This window comes from Halorubrum tropicale (assembly GCF_001280455.1).
GTDB classification, from domain to species: Archaea; Halobacteriota; Halobacteria; order Halobacteriales; family Haloferacaceae; genus Halorubrum; species Halorubrum tropicale.
Genome location: NZ_LIST01000007.1, coordinates 119,886 through 139,481, shown reverse-complemented (window position 1 = coordinate 139,481; position 19,596 = coordinate 119,886). Strand labels below are relative to the sequence as shown.

Genomic DNA, 19,596 nt, shown 5'->3' with positions numbered 1-19,596 from the left:
CCGTTACGCCGTCAACTATCCCGAACTGAACTCGCCGAGGCCCGATTGCTCGTGGTCCAGCGGCTCGATAACCCGGGGATCGTCGTTGCCGGGGTTGTTGACCCGCGTCGAGATTTCGTAGGCGTCCAGATCGTCCTTCGGGTACGGCTGGCACAGTTCCTTACGGGTGTCCGGATCTGCGGCGAGCCAGTCGGACTCAGCGTCCTTTGGGAGGACGACCGGCATCCGGTCGTGGATTGAGTTCATCAGGTCGTTCGGCTCCGTCGTGAGAATCGTGACGCACGAGATCGTCTCGTCGTCGCCCTCCCAGACGTCCCAGAGCCCGGCCATCGCGAATGCGGGGTCGTCCTCTCTGTAAATCCGGTAGGGCTGCTTCAACCCGCCGTTCGGCGATTTCCATTCGTAGAACCCTGATGAGGAGACCAGACAGGGCCGGGACTCCCACGCCCGTTCGAAGTTGGCGTCGTGATCTACCGTGCCGCACAGAACGTGCTACAGATAGCGATGAAGGGGATGTAGCAGAGAAAGCGTCCTACGGGTTGCGAACCATTTTGTCACCGGGAAAGTAAACTAAAGAGTATATGGACGACCTCGAATTTGCCCTCGCCAATCTCCGAGGCTATCCTTTCGAGAAATTTGCTATGGCATATCTACGTGAACAGGGATACCAGGTTCACGAAAGCGGGAGCTCCGGCCCTGATGGAGGATGGGACGGCCAAGTCGAAATCGGTGGTAGAGAAGGTATCGCCCACGCCAGCGTCCAAGAAACCTGGAGACGTAAGCTCCGTAGTGACGCCGAAAAGGTCGAACAACTGGAAGAGGAGAGAGGAGAAGACTACGACCTCTTCGTTTTCGTCACTAACCAAGATGTGGGCGGCAGGCAGGAACTGGATCTGCAGGATGAGATCCGAGAAGTGTACGGTTGGAAACTGCGGATCCATCACCGAGAAGAGATTCTCGGAGAACTACGGCAGAACAGTCAGGACTTGGCCGAAGAATTTCTAGACGTCGATCTACAGAAGGATCACGACCACATCCAAGAAATTGAAGAACTGTGCAGCGACCGACTTGACAAGTTACAGGCTCGTGGTGGATACGCAAGCGAGTTAATCGAAGGCCCAGCTATTGCACTACACATCATCCCAAACGGCGTATTGTCCAAGAGCAAGAACCGGTCAGGCGATCTCCCGAACCCATCCATTATTTTCGAAGAAAGGGAGAACTACGGCGAGTCTAAAGGGAAGCACACGATTTCATACGGCAGAGGTGGATCTCCCGGAGAACACCACGCCTACGCTGTCCTGAGGAACGATGGTCTATATGAATCTGCCTCTGTCTCCGCTTTCCACGAGAAATACGAAGATCTGTGGCTACAAGGTTTCATCCAAGACGGTGTCGGGATAGGCCTTGATGCTGCGATTATACTGGCAGCGAGAGAGACGATGATGGACCTGTCTAAGATGGGTTTCTCGGGAACAGCCTTCGCATTTGTTTCACTCCTTGATGCAGGAGACGTACAGCTCGTAACGCCGGACCATCTCGGCAGTAGTTTACACCGTTCTCCGAAGACTATTGACACCGACCGTTATACGACGGAGTACGCTACTTTGCAGATCGGCAGTGAACAAGTAATTGAAGGCCTTGAACCAGTCCTCGACGAATTATGGAGACAGTTTGGGGATGATGGAAGCCCGAATATCGAGGACGGGAAGTGGACACGACAATCTTGCAAAGTCCGAGATGGAATGACAATAGAGGAAGGGGATCGGTGATATCCTGCTCATTTTGCTCCCCAAACCCCGTGTAGATAAGACAGGCCGGTAACATTGTCCCGATTGAATGAAGGAACCGCTCCGCTGGCCAGTCCCAGCAATCTTCGCTGTCGTTGCTGGGGTATCTATACTCGCAGCAGAACTCACGAACTATGATCTCTCAGGTAACGGCCAGCAAGTCCTCTCAACACTGGCGTCAATTCAGGCAGCGGTCTTTGCCATCGTCTTCTCCGTTGTCATCCTCGGAATCCAACTCTCAACATCAAGATACTCCACCAGGTTAGCCGACTTGTTCAGATCCGACGGAGCATACAAGAAAACAGTCGGTGTCTTCGCAGTCTCACTCGCAGCCGACATCATCGGCCTACTCGCATTCACACACGTCTCACGATTCACACTCAGACTCTTGACCTCTGTCGCTCTCGGCCTCGCATCTGCCTCATTTGCTTTGCTGTACTTCTTCGTCGACAGAACCCTGGAACAGACCACACCCGAGGGAATCATCAAACGAGTCAAGCAAGAGCTCACACCAAGTCAGATAATAGCCGACGCCGAAGCCGCTGACAACGACCCATCCGAGACAGATCCCTTCCTCGTCCCAGTTTCCATCGTCAGATCCGCGATCGATGACAGAGACGTCCCCGCCGCAACAAGAGCTCTCAACGTCATCGACAACCAAGTCGAAGAGCTTCTGAAACAGGTATCGACAGATCAAGTCGAAGAAGACACACCCGTCGGTGATTCTCTCGAAGAGCTCTGTACAAACAGGCTTCCAAGTGCTGGAGAGAAAAGCGTCGACGAGGATTTGGAAGAAGCCGGCTCCGAAGCTGTCGACACACTCTCTTCGACTGGAAGCAACTCGGTTGAACAAGAACTCGAACCAGTCGCAATACACAGTTCGCAAGGCCTGGGCAAACTCGTCAGCAACGTAGACTTCAGCACGACCGGGGAGAACATTCGGAAGGAAGCAGTCGATGAGTCGGGTGAATTGCTTAAAGAGGCAGCTGAAGCTGAACTCTGGGACACCGCCGGAACAGGGACCAGAATCCTTGGCTGGCGGGCCGCACAATCAGTGGTAAGACGAGGGCCTACAGAAAGACGCAAACTGCCGTACACCTCCCTTTCCCTGAAATACATTCCGGAGGTATTCGAGGAAGTAGTAGATGGTGCTCCGGACGAAGCCGATAGCCTAGATCTCTTCAGAAGAGCTTCTCGCAGAGAAGAAGATGACTGGACCTCGCCTCAAGAATGGGCATTGTGGAGCTGCTATGCTTCGATGGCAGAGATCACCTCTGCGTTCATACGGTATGAAGTCCAACACGGTGAGGAGATCGTGGACTGGAGCAGTGCTGGTAGTGGCTGGGCAAAGGGTATCTCAACGCTTGAAGAATCTGGCTATGATGAAATGCTGCGGCAGTGGCTCGGAAGCCTTCTCTATCTTGAGTACATCGAGTCTGAGGTCGGTAACCAGCTGATGTCGAACTTCCGTGCCGCTGCCAGGTACGATGTCTCGGAAGATCTGATGGAGCAAACCATTGATGAGATCCTCAGTGAGGACTTGGATGTTCAATCCAGAATCGACTCTCTGCCAGGTCAGATAGATCCTGTTGAATTTCCCCGGACTGGTTCTACGGTACGGCCAGTTTCTGATCCAGATTATCCGTTTGAGGAGTGGCTGGAGCTCCACAAAGAGATCTATCTGGACCGGGCTAAGGGCAGCGGAATGTATGCAGAGATCGAAGTCGAAAGAGGCGATGATGGCCAAGGAGACGATGACGGGGATACCGATTCGTAACAACTCAGGATTTGAAAACGAGTTCTGAGAAATATACTACAGAGTTTTCCCAGGACTCGGAGGAAGATAACCAATCGACTACGTCAGGATAGACGGAACAGACTACAGAATCACGGATCACGCTCGACTCCGCTGGACTATGCGGATCAACACCTCCGAGAAACTGAAAGAGGAACACATCGATAACAGTGTCCGAGTCAACCTATCCAGAGGATACGAACGAGGATTCTGGAACCAGAACCACGGCGCAGTTCTCCTCGTAAGCGCTGACTCAATCTCCACAGTCATACCTGAAAACGATCTCGGGCTGAGCGAAGATATGGAACAATGCTGCAGCTGTGAGGCTTTGATTATGGAAGAGTGCTACTTGGATAACTGCCGGTGGTGTGGAGAAGTAGACTTCGAAGAGCCCGCCACCCACCAAAATCTGCTCTGATAGCAGGTCACATATAGTAGTAATAGTGGTAAGGGAACATCTCTTCAGGAAGCTCACCAGCTAGTGGTTCAGCAAGAATATCGCTGACTGCATCTGCGATCCCAACTGTAACAGGGAGCTTTTTGCAGAAATCAGAGCTATTCCAATCCAGCTTAGAGAACGATAAAATCTCCTCGCAGATCTCTCGGTAAGATGCAGACTGCACCTCACTGTGCGGACGGACAACGATCGGCTTCGGCATCCCTGAATCGTCGTACGCTGAAATCTCTGGGACAAACCCCTTAGTGTACAGATAGTACTCCTTCTTCCCTGGAGGAAGCACAACAGTCCCTCTCAAAGGCGGGTACTGAGTATTACTGAACAACCGAATCGGATGGCGTTCACGGATCGTGATGAAATCCCGAGCAGCGACCTCAGAGGAACCATCCTTGAAACCCTCCGTCTCTTTCTCCCAGAAATTAGATGACTTATGAATCACCAACCTTTCCGGCATCTCACCTTGTCGGTCACCAAAGCGCCGTAAGATCGTCTCAATAAGCTGTTTAGCATCCTCACGGTTCAGATGAGTTCTTCCCGTGTCCTTGTCACTCGCTATATCCTTGACAGGGTCGCCCCGGATTACGAAGTTCTCCCCGGTCTCCATGAACACCTGCGCAATTGAGGCTCTAGTATCGGAATCTGTTCCGCGTTCATCGTAAAAAGATACGCCGACATAGCAGGTTCTCGACTTCAGCTCAGTTAGTTTCCAAGGACGGCCTCGACGAGCTTTGTACAGTAGTCCCACAGCGAGATTCCAAGCCACTTCACGACGTGGTTGGACATCCTCGTCGCGGAGGGTATCTGGCCCGATTAGTTGAGTTGGAGTCTCATTCAGCATCCCAAGCAGCTTAATCCGGCTTCTAAAGTCAGTGTCCTTGGTCCTAATCCGTCCTCCCTTTTTATCGCCCGTCAGGATCTCCACTAATTCTGGAGGGATGCTTACGATAACTACGTCCGGTGAGGGAGTGGTCGAGCAGACGTTCTCGATGTGATACTCGATATTATCCAACGCCATTTCCACCTGCTGCTCCTCATCTCTGACTTCCTGGAGCGCGTCTACGTGATCTCCCTCAATCTCACTACGCCACTTCTGACGCTGATCGAAAGACATCTGCAGTTCTGATTCTGAACCGAGCCCCGGAAACGGCTGATTCCATCTCTCTCTGTCTGAACCCTCCGGAAGGACACCGTGCCGCATCTCCTCCAGAAGATCTCGGACTGCGGATATCGACCAGCTATCTCCAACAATCCCTATCCGAACAATCTCATGATCGGAGCCATCACGAGGTGGACAAGGTCCATACTCAAGAAGGCCAGCACGCGGATCCTTTGCTTTCTCCCCTCCAGCAAACACTAGCTCCGGTTCACGTAAGCGAGAGATTTCAAATTCAGACATCAGTATGAGTCAACCTCCGGCGACATGAGCTCATTTCTCTCACTGGTATCTTTTGGTGGTCGTTTTCGGACCTCTAAGTCATCTATCTCAGAGAAGTACATTGCCTGAGGATGATCTCGCTCGTCGTCGTCGAAAAGAGACTGATTCTGTGGGGGTTCTTCGGTCAAATCAAGGTATGAGCGCCATTGGCGGAATTGTGCCTTGAAATTATTAGGTCGGTGGTATCCGTCACTTTGCAAATCGTCGTGTAGCTTGCTCGCCTGATCTCCGCTAATTATGTCGTTGCCGTAGCCTCTCCGTGAGAACAGCCACCCGGTTTCGACGAAAACATAGAAGTCACCATCATACTGCCTGAATTGAGGGACTCCATATCTGTGAGCGATAGAACGACCCCTCTCCATGGTAACTTTCCAACCCTCTACAAACGTCTGCTCAGGTCCGTCTTCTTCTACGCTGTCTTTGTCCGGGTTATGTTGGAAGATTAGCCGATTTTCGTAGTCATGCCTCACCAGCTTACAGGTATCGTAGTTCTCGACACCTCTCTTCTTTAGGAAGCGGTTGAACAGTCTCTTAGCGATCTCGTCTGCTTTTTCGACATCTTCCAGCCACTGATCGAAGCTCTGTTCTTTGATGGAATCTGTTTCTATGAACTTCAATAGAGAATCTTCCATCTCTTCTGGAGGGGTTAGACTGTAGATTTCATCCCCCTCTATCCAAATTGGAGAGTACCATTTGTTTGCTTCATACACATCTCGATGGCGATCAGCAGTACAAACTCCAACATAGATATAATCTGGATACTCCTCGAGTTTGTGGAAGTTCGGTATCAGCGTCTCCGGACGATCATAGGGCCTATTCTCTTTCGTGTAGAAATCCCATTTTGATCGATCTACTGACTGCTCGTCTTCCGTCATTTGCTCAAGGCGATCCCAGCCAGCGCGGTGGATAAATACGTCTTCTAAGAACCGCTTGAAGTGCTCAAACTCATATTCGCGGAATTTCTCTTCCTCTTGGTCATTCAAACTGTGTCTACTGACAACCTCATCATAGTAGTCCTTGATCGCATCTTTTGTGCTAACTCGTGGCTTAAAAATTCGCTTCCACTTATCAGGGGCCTGGAAATGAGGAGAATAGATATGATATTCGAACTCTCGGCTCTGTTCATGATAGTCGAGAAAGGTACGTGCGAGCTCAGTGACGAAACTCTCATCTAAACGTGAAACTTCGCCTGCCTTGGCTTCTACACGGATCCGTTTCTCAAACTCACTGCTAACTTTCTCTGCGTCCAGACAATAGAAATCTTCAGAGATACCTACAGCAGCTAGATCCTCAGTAGTGGCGTGGTGGTCCGATCTTCGTTCAATACTGTTCCCTCGTGCCCTGAGATACTCGGCTATCCGGTTCTTGTATTTCTCTCCTGTATGGAAACTAGCCTCACTTCCACCTTCATGATCGAACCACGGCATTAGTACCGATTAAACAAATCCCCTTCTCCGACTTTATTCTATCTCCCACAGAACATATACACGATGACCTCAACACCTTCATACGAAATCATATGCAAGACGCCTTGGACCTGGAAGAATTGGTAGCAGTCCTTTTAGAAGAACATGAATACGGAGACTCACTCAAGCCCAAGGCGTTCCACAAAGTCCTCTATTTCGTTGAGCAAGAACTTGAGCAGGAGCGAGTCCCTGTTCAGATCCCTAAATTCTGGTATATGTATGGAGCAGTCGTCGCAACGTCTAACTCAAATATTAATGTGGACATCAGTGATGGCGGTTCCTCAGTAACCAGCAATCTAGATCTCGATGATATAGATGTGTCAGAGGGAGTCCTTCGACGCAGTCAAGAAGCTATTAGCAGAGCTCTTGACGATTACTACGATCTCGGGCTTGACGGTATCACGAACAAGATGTATGAAGAGGCTCCGTATGACGTGCAGCGACACTATCGCCAGCTGGATAAGCAACTGACAGCGGCTGCTGACACAGGTCAAATGACTCTCGACGGTGGGAAAAACGAGGTGCGGACCAGAGAAACCGTGTATGATTTTCTGGAGAGTTTTCCACTGGATGAGTTTCCGGAATACGAGGATGATTTGTATATCTGGTATCGATTAGTCAGTGCTCAAATCGACTCCGATGACTACGATCCCGATGAAGCACATCGAATCTCGGAAACCTTCTGGAGGCTATTCTGCTTAGAATTGGCATGTCGGGAGAACAGTGGATTATCGCGTAGTGAGGTCGCAGAAGAGCTGGGTGTAGATAGTATAGAAGGAACAAAAGAGGAACTTCGATCATTTCTACTTGAGCAGGAAAAGCAGAAGGCCCGGAGAAATGCTCGAGAAAGTGAAGCAGCGATCAAAGCAGCGGAAGCGTTCGTTGCTCCTCACTTAGAGTTTGACGTGAAAATCTAATAGAGATGGCTAGGTACTTCCTTGACACCGGCCCAATTGTTGGAATTACTTTCCTCCACGACCTGTGGCGAACTGAATCAGAAAGGCTGTTCGACACAGACAATACACTCTATACCTGCCAAACCGCTGTCTACGAATACTGCAATAGGACCGACTCAAACTCTGTGGAGACGGCGGACATCGATTGGGAAACAGAGGAAGGCCGATTCGGCGATAAATTCTCGACCGTTCGAGCAGCTCAGGGCAATCTAGACATCAAACTCCGTTCCTATGATGATGACGAGCTTGACTTAGATACTCTCGTGGACCTGTTCATTTCTGAAGCTCGAATCAAGGAGAATGTCTTCCCTCAAAGCTTGATCGAAGAGTACATTCGACCCAATCTTGAGGATTTCCTATCTGAGGAGATAGGAGATCAAGATCTGACCTCCAAGGTTGCTCGCCAGGCGATGGACGCTCTTTGTGACACGATTCAGACCCAGGCGAGAAATAAGAAGAAACGTCTGAAGAGACGGGTCAAGATGGCTCCGGAGCAGGATGGGGACTGGAAGATGGAGAAAAGACAGTTAGATTTTGTCGGTTATCGAGATCGTCTTATTCTATGCGATGCGGCATACATGAAGGATCGAGGCCTCCTGGATAAGGTTGTTACAGTAGACTCTAATCATATGTATGATAACCGGAAGAAGATCGAGGCGATACTGGGTATCCGGATTCTCCTCGTCAAGGATCAGTTCGCTGATGATACCTCTTATCTCACGAGTGGTGCTGAGTCGAAGGGGCAAGACACAGATTAGAAGAAAACAGTCGAACCGGGTTTCTACTCCCGGTAATAGGCAAGGAGAGGGAACGAAGATACTCGGCTACGGGTTATCCTGTACTTCTCGGAAGGCCTCTCTCAACTCTCGTAACGAAACACGGCGAAATGATCTCGGTTGACCGGTGCTTTTAATAGCCTATTTTCCGCCAAGTCAGAAAGCACCCTTACCTGCTTCTGTACAGATTTTCGCGTTGCCGAGCCGCTCTGGATATTCAACGTGGAAAGAGATCGTGTGACACCTATATCTCGTTTAGTGAAGGCTGCTTTTCTTGTTTTTCGCCGTCCTCCTATCCTTGATATTCATTGAGGCCTTCCGAGCTGTTTTCCTCGTCCTTGTTTTTGCGGTACTCGTCTTCGTCGACGCTGGGAGGAAAGAGATTAACCAACACGCCGCCGTCAATACGGGCGGATGTTGGTTAACACGGAGAACACTGGATTCAGGAACTATTCTCGGAAACAGGATCCAAACGGAGACTACTCGGGACTGTACCGGGATTGGAGGGGATCAAGTCGAGTTCCCTGAAACGCGGAAGCGACACGCCGCGGCTTATCGGGAAGGTAGACAACTAATCAAGTATGGGAGAACACACAACGTCGAACCGATTGGCGGTGGACCAGCCGACACGGGGCGCTGACCGCAATCAGGCCTTTGCTGACCAGGCCGATCCAGCTACGGACGAGATGCTGTTACCACAACTCGACGACGGCATCACGTTGCTCGACGTCGAGGAAGGTCGCGGCGTCCCGATCCTGCAGTCGCTCGTGCTTGACCGTCTCCTCCTGCACGACGGGGCCGCCTTCTGGGTCGACGCAAACGGCCACGCGACGACGACGACACTCGCCCAGATCGCGCCCAGCCAACGGTTGCTCAACCGAATCCACGTCGCCCGCGGATTCACCGCCTACCAACACTACGGCGCCGTCTGTGATCTCCCGACAGCGGTGAACAATTCGATCCAGATGTCCACCACCAACGCCGGGGCGGCCGGTCGACGGGCACCAAGTCGTGACGAGGACACGTCGCCCCACACGCCAGCCCTCATCGTCGCGCCAGCCGTCGACGCCCAGTACCGCGCCGACGATACCCTCGGCGAGACTCACGCGAAAACCCTCCAGGCCCGAACCCTCGCCCGGTTGGCGACCTACGCCGACGGATACGACATCCCGGTGCTCGTCACCCGGGCACAGCGCGACGACTTCACGGCGCCGGTCGCGACGGCCGCCGACCACCACCTGGAATGTGAGCAGACCCGGATGGGGCCACGGGTCGTCGGCGAGGACTTCGAGACGCTCGTCTACCCCGTCGACGACGGCGCGTACTACCAGACGACGTTCGCGTACTGGCAGCAGCTGCTCGCGGCACGCGCCACGCAGGTTGGCGTGGAACCGACGACGCCGGCGTCGTCGACGCCGACCCCGGAGGGTGTCGGGACGGGCGTCACCGCTGACGGTGAGACGGTTGCGGCAACCGCGGACCCCTTGCTCGATGCGTGGACGGCGACCGGGACAGGAGGCCGATAGCGATGGGGCGTACGAACCCAACCTACCGAGATACGCTTCGGGCCATCGAAGAGCGTTGGTCAGAGTTCCGCCGGGCACTGCGGCGTCGCGACCAGCCACGGTTCGACCGGCTGTTCGAGTACGCCCGCGAGCACGCCGACGCGAGCGGGCTGTTGAACCACCAAAATCCGCTGCTGGTGGCGCTTCTCAGCATCGATCTCGAACAAGAGGGCCGTCTCGACGATCACGAGGAACGCCTCGAGGAACTCGAGGCCGCGGTCGCAGCACGTGATGAGGAGGAGGCCGCTCCACCAGACTCGGACCCGTGACGATGCCGTTCAGCATCGACTTCCTGGATGATGGCCGCGTCCTGGAGTGGGAGGCGACCGCCGACGGCGCCGTCGCGACCGAGCGCGATGACTACACGCCACGCTTCTACGTCGCCGCTCGCGACCCTGATGCCAACCTCGACCTCACGACGCTCCAGTCCGTGTACGACCAGCACCCGGATGTCGTCGCGACCGAAATGGGTGCGCGACGACCGGGCTTTCGACGAGACGAGGAACCAGTCCTCGCCGTCGACGTCGCCCACATCGACCGCGTCACTCCACTCGCCCGGCAGGCACGCCAGCTGTCGGCCTATCCAGTCGGGGATCTCGCCTGCTTCAACGTCGACTTCTCGCGGGAGTTCCGGTACTGTCTGGAGACCGGCGCCGATCCGACGCCGGCGAGCGAGCTGTCGACGCTCCGGCTCAGCGTCCCGGTGACCGAAACGAGCAGCGACGTCTACGGGGAGCTGTCCGTCGCCGGCGACACCGTCACCGATTCGCCGACAGATATCCTGACCGCCGTCCAAGGGGCGCTCAACGCACACGATCCGGACGTCCTGGTCTGCTCGACGAGTGAGATCGTCCCGACCCTGTACGAGATGGCGACGGACGCCGGCGTCGACGACTTCTCGCTGAGTCGGTGGCCGGACATCGACTACCAGCAGCTTGCGAGCCGGTCGACGTACTCGAGCTACGGCCGCGTTGGTCACTCGCCGGCGCGGTACAACGTCCCTGGACGGGCGATCATCGACGAGCCGAACACGTTCTTCTACGGGGAGACGAACCTCGACGGCGTCCTCGACCTCGTGTCGCGCTCGAAAAAGCCCGTCCAGGAGCTCGCGTGGGCGTCGATCGGGAACGTGCTCACGGCGATTCAGATCTGCGAGGCCCACGACCGCGGCGTCCTCGTCCCGTGGAACTCCTGGCGCCATGAGTTCTACAAGCCAATGGGGACGCTCCACGACGCCGACCGTGGCGGGTTCATCTTCGCGCCCGAGGTCGGCCTCCACGAGAACGTCCACGAACTCGACTTCTCCTCGTTGTACCCGAACATCATCTGTACCCGGAACGTCTCGCCGGACGTCATTCGATGTGACTGCCACAGCGACCGCGACGACGTCCCCGGCCTCGGGTACTCGATCTGCGACGACCGGGGCTACCTCGTCGACGTGCTACAGCCGATCATCGACGCGCGCGACGAGATCAAGGCGGCCATCCGTCACGAGAAGGAACGGGACAACCCCGACGAGGACCGGCTGGCGGAACTCGAGGGGCGGTCGGGAGCGCTGAAGTGGATCCTCGTCGCCTGCTTCGGCTATCAGGGGTTCAGCAACGCGAAATTCGGCCGCATCGAGTGCCACGAAGCAATCAACGCGTTCGCTCGTGAGATTCTGCTGACGGCGAAACAGCGGCTGGAAACTGGCGGCTGGCGCGTCGTCCACGGCATCGTCGACTCCATCTGGGTGACGCCGGACCCTGACGTCGACGACGAGGACCGCGAGGACCTCGGGACGGCAATCACGGAAGAGGTCGAGATCCGGCTCGAACACGAAGCCCACTACGACTGGGTGGCGTTCGTCCCGCAGCGCGAGAGCGACGCCGGCGCGTTGACGAAGTACTTCGGGAAGGTCGCCGGCGACGACGATTTCAAGATACGCGGTATCGAAGCTCGGCAGCGCTCAACCCCACCGTTCATCGAGGACGTCCAGCGGGACTGTCTCGACCGGCTCGACGCGACTCGATCTCCGGACGCCGTACTCGACTGTCTCCAGGACGCAATCAAGCGCCTCCACGCTGGAACGGTGCCGGTCGAGCAGCTCATCGAACGGAATCGTGTCTCCAAACCGCTGGAAGGGTACACGCAGAACACACAGAACGTGGCGGCACTGAAGCGGGCTCGGGACCAGGACCTCGCCATCCACCCGGGACAGGACATCGAGTACGTGGTCGTCGACGACGAGAAGAGTTCGCGAGAGCGGGTCGCGTTGGCTCACGAGGAGATCGAGTCGTACGACGCGTCGTACTACAAGACGCAACTCGTCAGAGCTGTCGAGAGTGTGCTGGCACCGCTTGGCTGGGATCGGACGGAGATCAAACGGGAGATTGCGGAAACTCGGGAAACGGACTTGGCCGCCTTCACCGAGATTGAGTAAGATTAACCAACACTATCGAGATATCGGGAGATTTGTTGGTTAATCTGAGTGGAGACACGGAAGGGAGTTGGAGAGAATACCTCGCCCACACACCCCTCGTCCAGAGTGAAAACCAATCAAGAGAGTGGGGTGAGGTCCACGGGAAACGGGGGTTCTCGTGGGAGAAGCTCAGCAAGAATCACGAAAAGACCACCTGAGACGGGAGAACACGGAAGAAATGGAACAGCAAACACGAGCAGCGGTTCGAAACCACCCGGACGAATGCCGCCTTCGTCCTCTTCCCTGTGCTGAATGCACTTGGAGAGTGGTAGGAGGTAGGTAGTAATAAAACTTCTAGGTAATACTATACAAGTTGGTATGTTTGGAGGATCTTCGACTGTGTTACGACTGCTGTTCGAGGGATACTCGTCTCACGTCTTGTGATTTCGGTACTTCCCAGCCGACTCGTCGTGTGGTTTCCGCCGGGTCAACCGAGGTACTCTCGTAGCGTTTCACTCTGGACGAGGGGTGTGGGGGTTCGATTCCATCGTCCACGTATTATGAGACGTTGAAGGAACAATCGTCATTCTGACTATTCGCCAACCAGCGAACCGGCATCAAAGCCGAAATCGGGATTGGTATCTCCCGATCTCCCTCATCAATCGGAATCAAGATACTCGATCCCGACAGTTCCGATTGTACCCTGCTTTGCTTCGGCTGGAGATCTGACCTGCGTCTTCACTCTTGATTGGGGGTGCCGACGAACGCTCGTCAGCATCACTCGAGGTTCACACTCCACTCCAGCTCGTCACACCAGCGCTTTCACTCTGGACAAGGGGTGTCTGCCGTGCGTCAGACATTCGGGGCCGATGTGTCCTCTCATAGAAATGATTGATTACCCGGTTCGGGAGATACACTCTGGACGGGGGGTGTCGTCTCAACCAAGTACGCTGCTCCCGGATGGAGGGCTATTCACTCTTGACCAGGGGTGTGTCAAACCCGCTCCAGTCTGGCGTTTTCACTCTGGATTGGGGGTGCCGGTCTCCGTCGGTAACTCTCGCTCCGAATCCGATTTCACTCGGGACCGACTCGACCCTTTGTGAGGATGATACGCCAGCGACAAAACATCAGAAGACGACCATAGCCCGATTTACACTCTGGTCGAGGTAGCCAAATCATTAAGTAGGTCCCATCCGCGATGTCTGATATTGATGGCTGAGGAACCGTCCCAACTCTCTGACTTCGACGGCCGCTACGAGGATCCCGCTGACGATCCCCTCTTTGACTTTGATGAAGACGACCCCGACCGAGCCAACATTTTCGCTCGAAAGGAACTGCTGAAGGTTGGCCACGTCCCTGAAAGCGGCCGTATCGTCGGCCGGGATGGCGAGATCAAGGCCGTTGCTGCTGAACTCAGGCCGATCGTTCGTGGCGATCCGCCCAACAACGTGATTATTTACGGCAAAACGGGAACCGGGAAGTCGCTCGTTGCCCGTCACGTCACAGAACGAGCCCGCCGAGCCGCGGAGTCGAACGGTGTGTCCGTCGGCACGGTCTACGTCGACTGCGCGCAGCACAACACACAGACACGCGTCGCGAGGACGGTAACTCGTTCACTCAACGAGACGGACGAGACTGACTTCGATATTCCACGTGCAGGGATTGGCAGCGGTGAATACTACGACTATCTCTGGGAGATCCTGAATACTGCCTACGAGTCAGTCATCATCATTCTCGACGAGGTGGACCGACTCGATGATGATGATATCCTTATGCAGCTCTCGCGAGCTCGCGAATCGGGGAAAGCGGATTGCCACCTGGGCGTCATCGCAGTCAGCAACAAAATCGAGTATCGCGACCAGCTGAACGAACGCGTCAAGTCCAGTCTTCGCGAGGAGGAGTTCGTCTTCCAACCCTACGACGCGAATCAACTGCGCGAGATTATGAAGCACCGACGGGACGCGTTCCATGATGGCGTTCTCTCGGATGATGTGATCCCGCTGACGGCGGCACTAGCCGCTCAAGAACACGGTGACGCCAGAAAGGCCATTGAAATTCTTCGTCACGCCGGCGAACTAGCCGAACGAGAAAACGTCGACACAGTCGTTGAGGAACACGTTCGTGATGCTCAGGAGTGGGCTGAAATCGATCGGTTCGAGGAGCTGCTACGCGGGTCGACGACCCAGGTCAAATTCATTCTCTATTCGCTCGCGCTGCTCACCGAAGAGAATCCGAACGAGGATGGATTCTCTACCAACCGGATTTACGAACGGTATCAAGCGACGACAGAGAAGGCTGATGCGAAGACTCTCAGCGAGCACCGCGTCTATGAGCTGTTGAAAGAGCAGGCGTTCCTCGGTGTCGTTGAATCAACTCGGACCGGTGGTGGCCGGGGTGAAGGAAGTTATCTCGAGCATCGGCTGGTACAGGATACCGGCATCGTGCTAAAATCTGTCCTCCGGGACAGCCGGTTGGAAGACTTGGCCTAACTCCCGTTTCGGTCGCTGACCACACCCCTGATCACGAGTGTATCTCTCGATACGTCGGAAACATGGGGTGGGTGATCCGAGGTCGTCTTCTACTCCCAATAATCGACTTTGGCCGGGTGACGAAACGACGGAAACGTGGGGGGTGTGATCCCCTCGATCGTGGCTGCGTTCCCTCCACTGACCTCCAGTTACGACGGAAACGTGGGGTGGGTATCTTTTCTCCGAGTGTTACCTGTTTGGACTGACCGGATCTCTCTTGCTAGAGAGGGGGATTTCGGTGATCACATCGGGCGAGAATCTTGTAAACTCCATGCGACAGTCCACCAGTACAGCAGAGCCGGCTTCTCCACTACCACGTGACTATAGATATACTATTTTCACTGTCGGAAATCAATATGCTGCTTGTGGAGCTTCGCCGTACTGCCGTCGTGAAACTCGACGTCGACGACGATGCTCACCAGCTTCTCCAAGAGACGATAGACCGCTTCAAACAAGCCGCCCAAATGGTCGTAAACGACGGCTGGAACGGGACTGAAGACGGCTATATTGTCACGTCGAAAACTGAGCTTCACGACCGGACATACGATACCGTGCGCGAAGCGACTAATGAACTCAACGCTGACCTCGTGTGTGCAGCTCGGAATCGAGCTGCCAACGCACTCGACTCCTGCGCTGAGAAACGCAAAGACGGCAAAAATCCTTCAAAGCCTCAATTCACGTCGGATTCGATTGTCTATAATCTGAACGCAATCACGTACTACGACGAGTATGCCACACTTGCGACCGTGAACGGACGTATCGAAGCCGAGTACGTCCTACCTGACGAGGACGTACCTCCGACGATCTATCTTTCGGACGACTGGAAGAAACGAGAAGCTACGTTGCAACACCGGGATGGCGACTATTACCTCCACATTGCTGTCGTGAAAGAGACAGACGATGAGCCGGAAGATGCCGAGAACGGAACGGTTCTCGGTGTGGACTTGAATGTGGACGGACACCTCGTCGTCACCTCGACAGGCGCGTTCCTTGGCAACGCCGACTATCTCAATCATAAACGGCGTGAATACGAGAAGCGGCGTGGACAGATGCAACAGACCGGTACTCGGTCAGCTCACCTGACGATAAAATCACTCGGTGGGCGATTCGCTAACTGGAGCGAAGACTACCTACACCGTATCTCGAAGGCACTTGTGCAAGAAGCACTCGCTCACGAGTGTACACACATCGCATTCGAGAATTTAGAACACATTCGAGAGCGAATCTCGAACGCTTCGAAATTCCAGCAGTGGATCTTCCGTTGTATCCAGGAATATACTGAGTACAAAGCCGCTGAGTACGGTATTGCTGTCGAGAAAATCGCCCCACAGTACACGAGTCAACGTTGTAGTCACGTTGACTGTAGCTTCACACATAAGGAGAACCGAGATGGCGACGAGTTTAGCTGTCTCGAATGCGGGCGTGAATACCACGCCGACTACAACGCCGCGAAGAATATTGCCCGGAAACTACTCCAGCACTGGCACAAGTCTGGTGCTGGAGGGGCAAGCAGTCACCTTGCCCTGAAGTCGGGGTCGTTGAACGTGAACGGCGTATATACGCCCACCACTACGTAGTGGTCAGAACGGGAGTCCACCGACAAGCTCCGCCCTTCGGGACGGAGAAGGTGACTCACACTGAGGGGTGTTCTCTGCTACGCTACTAATTGCGCTTGACAAACACCCGGCTACGGTTCACCACCGGTTATTCGTCGGGACTGACCGGTCCTTTGTACTTTGAGGTCACCTTCTCTCCTTCTCGCCACTGCCAGTAGTAGTAGCGGTTGTCGTTAATCTCCTTGATCGTGATCGTGGCCTTCGCCGGGACGTCGTCCGGCAGATCGTCGGGGCGTTCTTCAATCTCGTTTTCATCTGAGTCATCTTCGAGACGTGCCTCGCGAGCTTTGTGCTCAGCTAGCTCTTCAGCGTAGCGGGCAACGTGCTGGAGCTGCTCAGAAGAGGACTCGTTGAGCGTATTGACGAGGTCTGTCGGGAGTTCCGCCGGCGGCGTCGGTGGCTCGTAGGACATCAGCGGTCGCCTCGTGTTAACCAACAAAGGCCGCATCGGCATAGATTTGTTGGTTAATAAGATATCGCCCCGTCACGGCCTGAAGAGTATGAATAGCAAACTATTCCGGAATAGAACGTTCCATTAGATGTCGTCGGGACGGGGCGCGTTCTTGTACTTGACCATCTTCTCGGGCTTGTCGGAGATGGTCTCGTAGATCTGCTGAAGCGTCTCTTCAGCGGCGAGCAGGTTGTATTCCTCCAGGAACTCCCGACCCTCTTTGGTGAGTCCGTAGAACTTCCAGGGGTAACCCTGTCGGCGCTGGTCGTCGTCCAGGGCGACCTCCTTCACGATGCCCTCACCGATCAGCTTCTGGATGTGCTTGTAGACAGTGGCGTCACTCACGCTGGGGTTGAGCTCCTCGAGTTCATACATCGAAGGAAGCTGCTCGGGGTGCTGGAGGATGTTGTTGATCAGGGCAAACCGCGTCTGCTGAGTGACGAAATGGATGAGTTCCCGTGGTGCCGTGTTCTCACCGTTCCCAAGGCCATCGTCCATATTGGTGTGTTCAATCGAGTACGCCAAAGTAGTTTACCCCAGAGTAAACTACCACGCAGAAGCGACTGAGAAGCAAGACAGGAGCTTACACCTGTGGTGGAAGCTGACCATCTGGACGTGGGACCTGCCCCTGTTTGATTTCGTGGTCGACGCGACGCATATGTTTGCAGCCCCCGTCTGGAGCGCGCTGCTGCCAATCGGGACAGGTACAGGATTGCCCGATGATATCGACTTCGTATCGATTTCCGGACGCCGCTTCGACTTCGTAGCGACCACCCTTGGCGAGTAGGGAGACGGTCATCGCTTCCTCGACAGCGCGCTTCGTGCGGGGCTCGAGATCATCAGCTGAGGTGGAGCCGTCTGACACGAGCATTCGGTCGCGGACGTCTCCTGCCTGTCCGCCGTCTGGAGCGACAGCGCTTCCAATCTCCTGAATCCGGTTTTCCAAGAGTGCTTCCGCAAGGTTCCCCTCCGGCCAGAGAAAGTGGACTTCTCGTCGCTCTCGATGATCGTAGGAGCCACAGGTGGCGGCATTCCCTTCCCAGACTCGCCATGCCCCCAACGCGGCCATCACGGTGAGGATGACCCGAGGAACCGGTGTTTGGTCCTCTGGGTAGAACACCCGAAAGCGCGTACAGTCGTCCTGTGGCGGTACTGTGTCCCACCACTCGACGTCGGACCCCCAACTGTCGTACATCGCTTGATCTCGGCCGTATCCGACCGTCACGCCATCGACCTGCGGGACCTCTTCGGGGATCGCGTTGGCGTCGCCTTCGAGGAGTCGGAGTACAGCGTACCGGAGATACTCGTGTGTAGGGGAGTTCGTGGTTTGGGCGATCTGGTTGTACTGCTCTGCGACTCGCTCCGCTTCTGCCAGAACGGCTCTGAGATGTCGCTCTGTCATATTTCGGTGAGGCTGGAATGCGCCTCCACCCCTCGGCGGGGGCTCAAAAACTTAACCAACGCACCAGCCAGATATCCCGAATTGTTGGTTAATCACCAGAGCTCCGGATGCAACACCCATCGGTCATCGACACCGACATCGGTCGTTGCCTACGACGATTCCTGTTGGGAGATCACCGTGTCCAGCTGTTCCCAGACCATTTCGAACGCCGGCGGATCACCGGTCAGATCCGGCAGCGTGGTCTCCCACTGGTGGCGGATCGTTTCTTGTTGCTCGTCCGGGAGTCCTTCGTTCAGATCAACGGTGAGCCCATCGTGTTTGCACTTCGCGTCGAAGGCGGGCCCCACGTCGGCAAAGTTGATCGCGACCGAATCGGTTTCGAGCAGCTGATAGAGGTCGTAGTAGTCACGGGCGGCCCCGCGCTGGTAGATCGCTCGGAGCTTTTCGGCGAAGATCTCCTCGACGCTGTACGCTTGTAGGTCGAATTCGGGCACGTCTTCGTACGCGTGCGTATGCTGAACAGGGTCGAAGGCGACGTGCTCGTCGACCATCACGTCGATGCTGGTCGTGTTGGGGTGGTTGAGGACGGCGCGGTACTGAATGCTGATGTCGACGTAGTGGGTCGGGTAGTGGTCCTGCTGGGATTCGTGGTGCTCTCGAATCTCGAATTCGATGCCAGAGCGGTCTGTAATCGTATCGAGGACCGCTCGGAGCTCCTGTTTGGATCCCTGGTACTCCCCTTCGACGCCAAAATCGAGGTCCTCCGAGAATCGCCACGATTGCGGGAAATACAGCTTGGACAGCGCGGTCCCGCCTTTGAACAGGAGGTTGTCGCCGTAGTCGCTCGTGAAGATGCCCCAGAGGAGCCACGAATTGACGTAGTTCTTTTCGGCGTACCCTTGCCGAACGCCCAGTTCGCGAGCGAGAATCCGGAGCCGGTCCTGACTGATCATCGCGA

Annotated in this window: 17 protein-coding genes; 10 read left to right on the top strand and 7 right to left on the bottom strand. The window is 55.0% G+C overall.

All coding sequences use genetic code 11. From position 1 onward, the window contains the following. Positions 1 to 15 precede the first annotated feature (15 nt). Complete coding sequence (locus AMR74_RS17650; protein WP_205625973.1) at positions 16 to 486, bottom strand: SOS response-associated peptidase; 471 nt, start codon at positions 484 to 486, stop codon at positions 16 to 18. A gap of 95 nt (positions 487 to 581) precedes the next feature. Here AMR74_RS17650 and AMR74_RS17645 point away from each other — a divergent pair, with 95 nt between their 5' ends. The 3 genes from AMR74_RS17645 to AMR74_RS18690 all read left to right on the top strand — a co-directional run bounded on the left by AMR74_RS17645 (position 582) and on the right by AMR74_RS18690 (position 4,003). Next, positions 582 to 1,772: a restriction endonuclease gene (locus tag AMR74_RS17645; RefSeq protein ID WP_077152361.1), complete on the top strand. Its 1,191-nt coding sequence runs from the start codon at positions 582 to 584 to the stop codon at positions 1,770 to 1,772. Positions 1,773 to 1,839: 67 nt separating this feature from the next. Further along, positions 1,840 to 3,567: a DUF2254 family protein gene (locus tag AMR74_RS17640; RefSeq protein WP_077152360.1), complete on the top strand. Its 1,728-nt coding sequence runs from the start codon at positions 1,840 to 1,842 to the stop codon at positions 3,565 to 3,567. A gap of 139 nt (positions 3,568 to 3,706) precedes the next feature. After that, complete coding sequence (locus tag AMR74_RS18690; RefSeq protein ID WP_139043016.1) at positions 3,707 to 4,003, top strand: hypothetical protein; 297 nt, start codon at positions 3,707 to 3,709, stop codon at positions 4,001 to 4,003. A 7-nt stretch (positions 4,004 to 4,010) separates the two neighbouring features. Here AMR74_RS18690 and AMR74_RS15085 read toward each other — a convergent pair whose 3' ends face one another. Together AMR74_RS15085 and AMR74_RS18685 are read right to left on the bottom strand one after the other, a co-directional pair. Next, complete coding sequence (locus AMR74_RS15085; RefSeq protein WP_053772880.1) at positions 4,011 to 5,438, bottom strand: argonaute/piwi family protein; 1,428 nt, start codon at positions 5,436 to 5,438, stop codon at positions 4,011 to 4,013. After that, on the bottom strand, positions 5,438 to 6,904 hold the full coding sequence (locus AMR74_RS18685; protein ID WP_139043015.1) for a hypothetical protein: 1,467 nt from the start codon (positions 6,902 to 6,904) through the stop codon (positions 5,438 to 5,440). Before AMR74_RS18685 ends, AMR74_RS15085 begins: the two co-directional genes overlap by 1 nt. 92 nt (positions 6,905 to 6,996) lie before the next feature. On the opposite strand from AMR74_RS18685, the gene AMR74_RS17635 reads away from it, so the two are divergent. The 7 genes from AMR74_RS17635 (at position 6,997) to AMR74_RS17630 (ending at position 16,746) form a co-directional block, all read left to right on the top strand. Further along, positions 6,997 to 7,860: a hypothetical protein gene (locus AMR74_RS17635; RefSeq protein ID WP_077152359.1), complete on the top strand. Its 864-nt coding sequence runs from the start codon at positions 6,997 to 6,999 to the stop codon at positions 7,858 to 7,860. A gap of 5 nt (positions 7,861 to 7,865) precedes the next feature. After that, positions 7,866 to 8,657, top strand: coding sequence for a hypothetical protein (locus AMR74_RS15075; protein ID WP_053772878.1), 792 nt, complete (start codon positions 7,866 to 7,868; stop codon positions 8,655 to 8,657). 599 nt (positions 8,658 to 9,256) lie between these two features. After that, positions 9,257 to 10,201 carry a hypothetical protein gene (locus AMR74_RS15070; protein ID WP_053772877.1) on the top strand — a complete coding sequence of 315 codons (945 nt, stop codon included), beginning with the start codon at positions 9,257 to 9,259 and terminating at the stop codon, positions 10,199 to 10,201. 2 nt (positions 10,202 to 10,203) lie between these two features. Continuing rightward, a complete protein-coding gene (locus AMR74_RS15065; RefSeq protein WP_053772912.1) occupies positions 10,204 to 10,509 on the top strand; it encodes a hypothetical protein in 306 nt (101 codons plus the stop codon). 2 nt (positions 10,510 to 10,511) lie between these two features. Next, a complete protein-coding gene (locus tag AMR74_RS15060) occupies positions 10,512 to 12,662 on the top strand; it encodes a type B DNA-directed DNA polymerase (protein ID WP_205625966.1) in 2,151 nt (716 codons plus the stop codon). 1,190 nt (positions 12,663 to 13,852) lie between these two features. After that, the gene (locus AMR74_RS15055) at positions 13,853 to 15,130 is read left to right on the top strand and encodes a Cdc6/Cdc18 family protein (protein ID WP_053772875.1); all 1,278 of its coding nucleotides are present in this window, start codon (positions 13,853 to 13,855) and stop codon (positions 15,128 to 15,130) included. A 395-nt stretch (positions 15,131 to 15,525) separates the two neighbouring features. Next, on the top strand, positions 15,526 to 16,746 hold the full coding sequence (locus AMR74_RS17630) for an RNA-guided endonuclease InsQ/TnpB family protein (RefSeq protein ID WP_082356897.1): 1,221 nt from the start codon (positions 15,526 to 15,528) through the stop codon (positions 16,744 to 16,746). A gap of 127 nt (positions 16,747 to 16,873) precedes the next feature. Here the strand turns inward: AMR74_RS17630 and AMR74_RS15040 are convergent, their stop codons facing one another. The 4 genes from AMR74_RS15040 to AMR74_RS15025 form a co-directional block, all read right to left on the bottom strand. Beyond that, positions 16,874 to 17,197 (bottom strand): hypothetical protein, encoded by a 324-nt coding sequence (locus AMR74_RS15040; RefSeq protein ID WP_053772872.1) that lies wholly within the window; start codon positions 17,195 to 17,197, stop codon positions 16,874 to 16,876. Positions 17,198 to 17,320: 123 nt separating this feature from the next. Further along, entirely contained in the window at positions 17,321 to 17,734 is a 414-nt protein-coding gene (locus AMR74_RS15035) for a helix-turn-helix transcriptional regulator (RefSeq protein ID WP_053772871.1), read from the bottom strand. A gap of 85 nt (positions 17,735 to 17,819) precedes the next feature. Continuing rightward, positions 17,820 to 18,638 carry a hypothetical protein gene (locus tag AMR74_RS17625; protein WP_077152358.1) on the bottom strand — a complete coding sequence of 273 codons (819 nt, stop codon included), beginning with the start codon at positions 18,636 to 18,638 and terminating at the stop codon, positions 17,820 to 17,822. 149 nt (positions 18,639 to 18,787) lie between these two features. Next, positions 18,788 to 19,591, bottom strand: coding sequence for a nucleotidyl transferase AbiEii/AbiGii toxin family protein (locus tag AMR74_RS15025; protein ID WP_053772869.1), 804 nt, complete (start codon positions 19,589 to 19,591; stop codon positions 18,788 to 18,790). Positions 19,592 to 19,596: the final 5 nt, after the last annotated feature.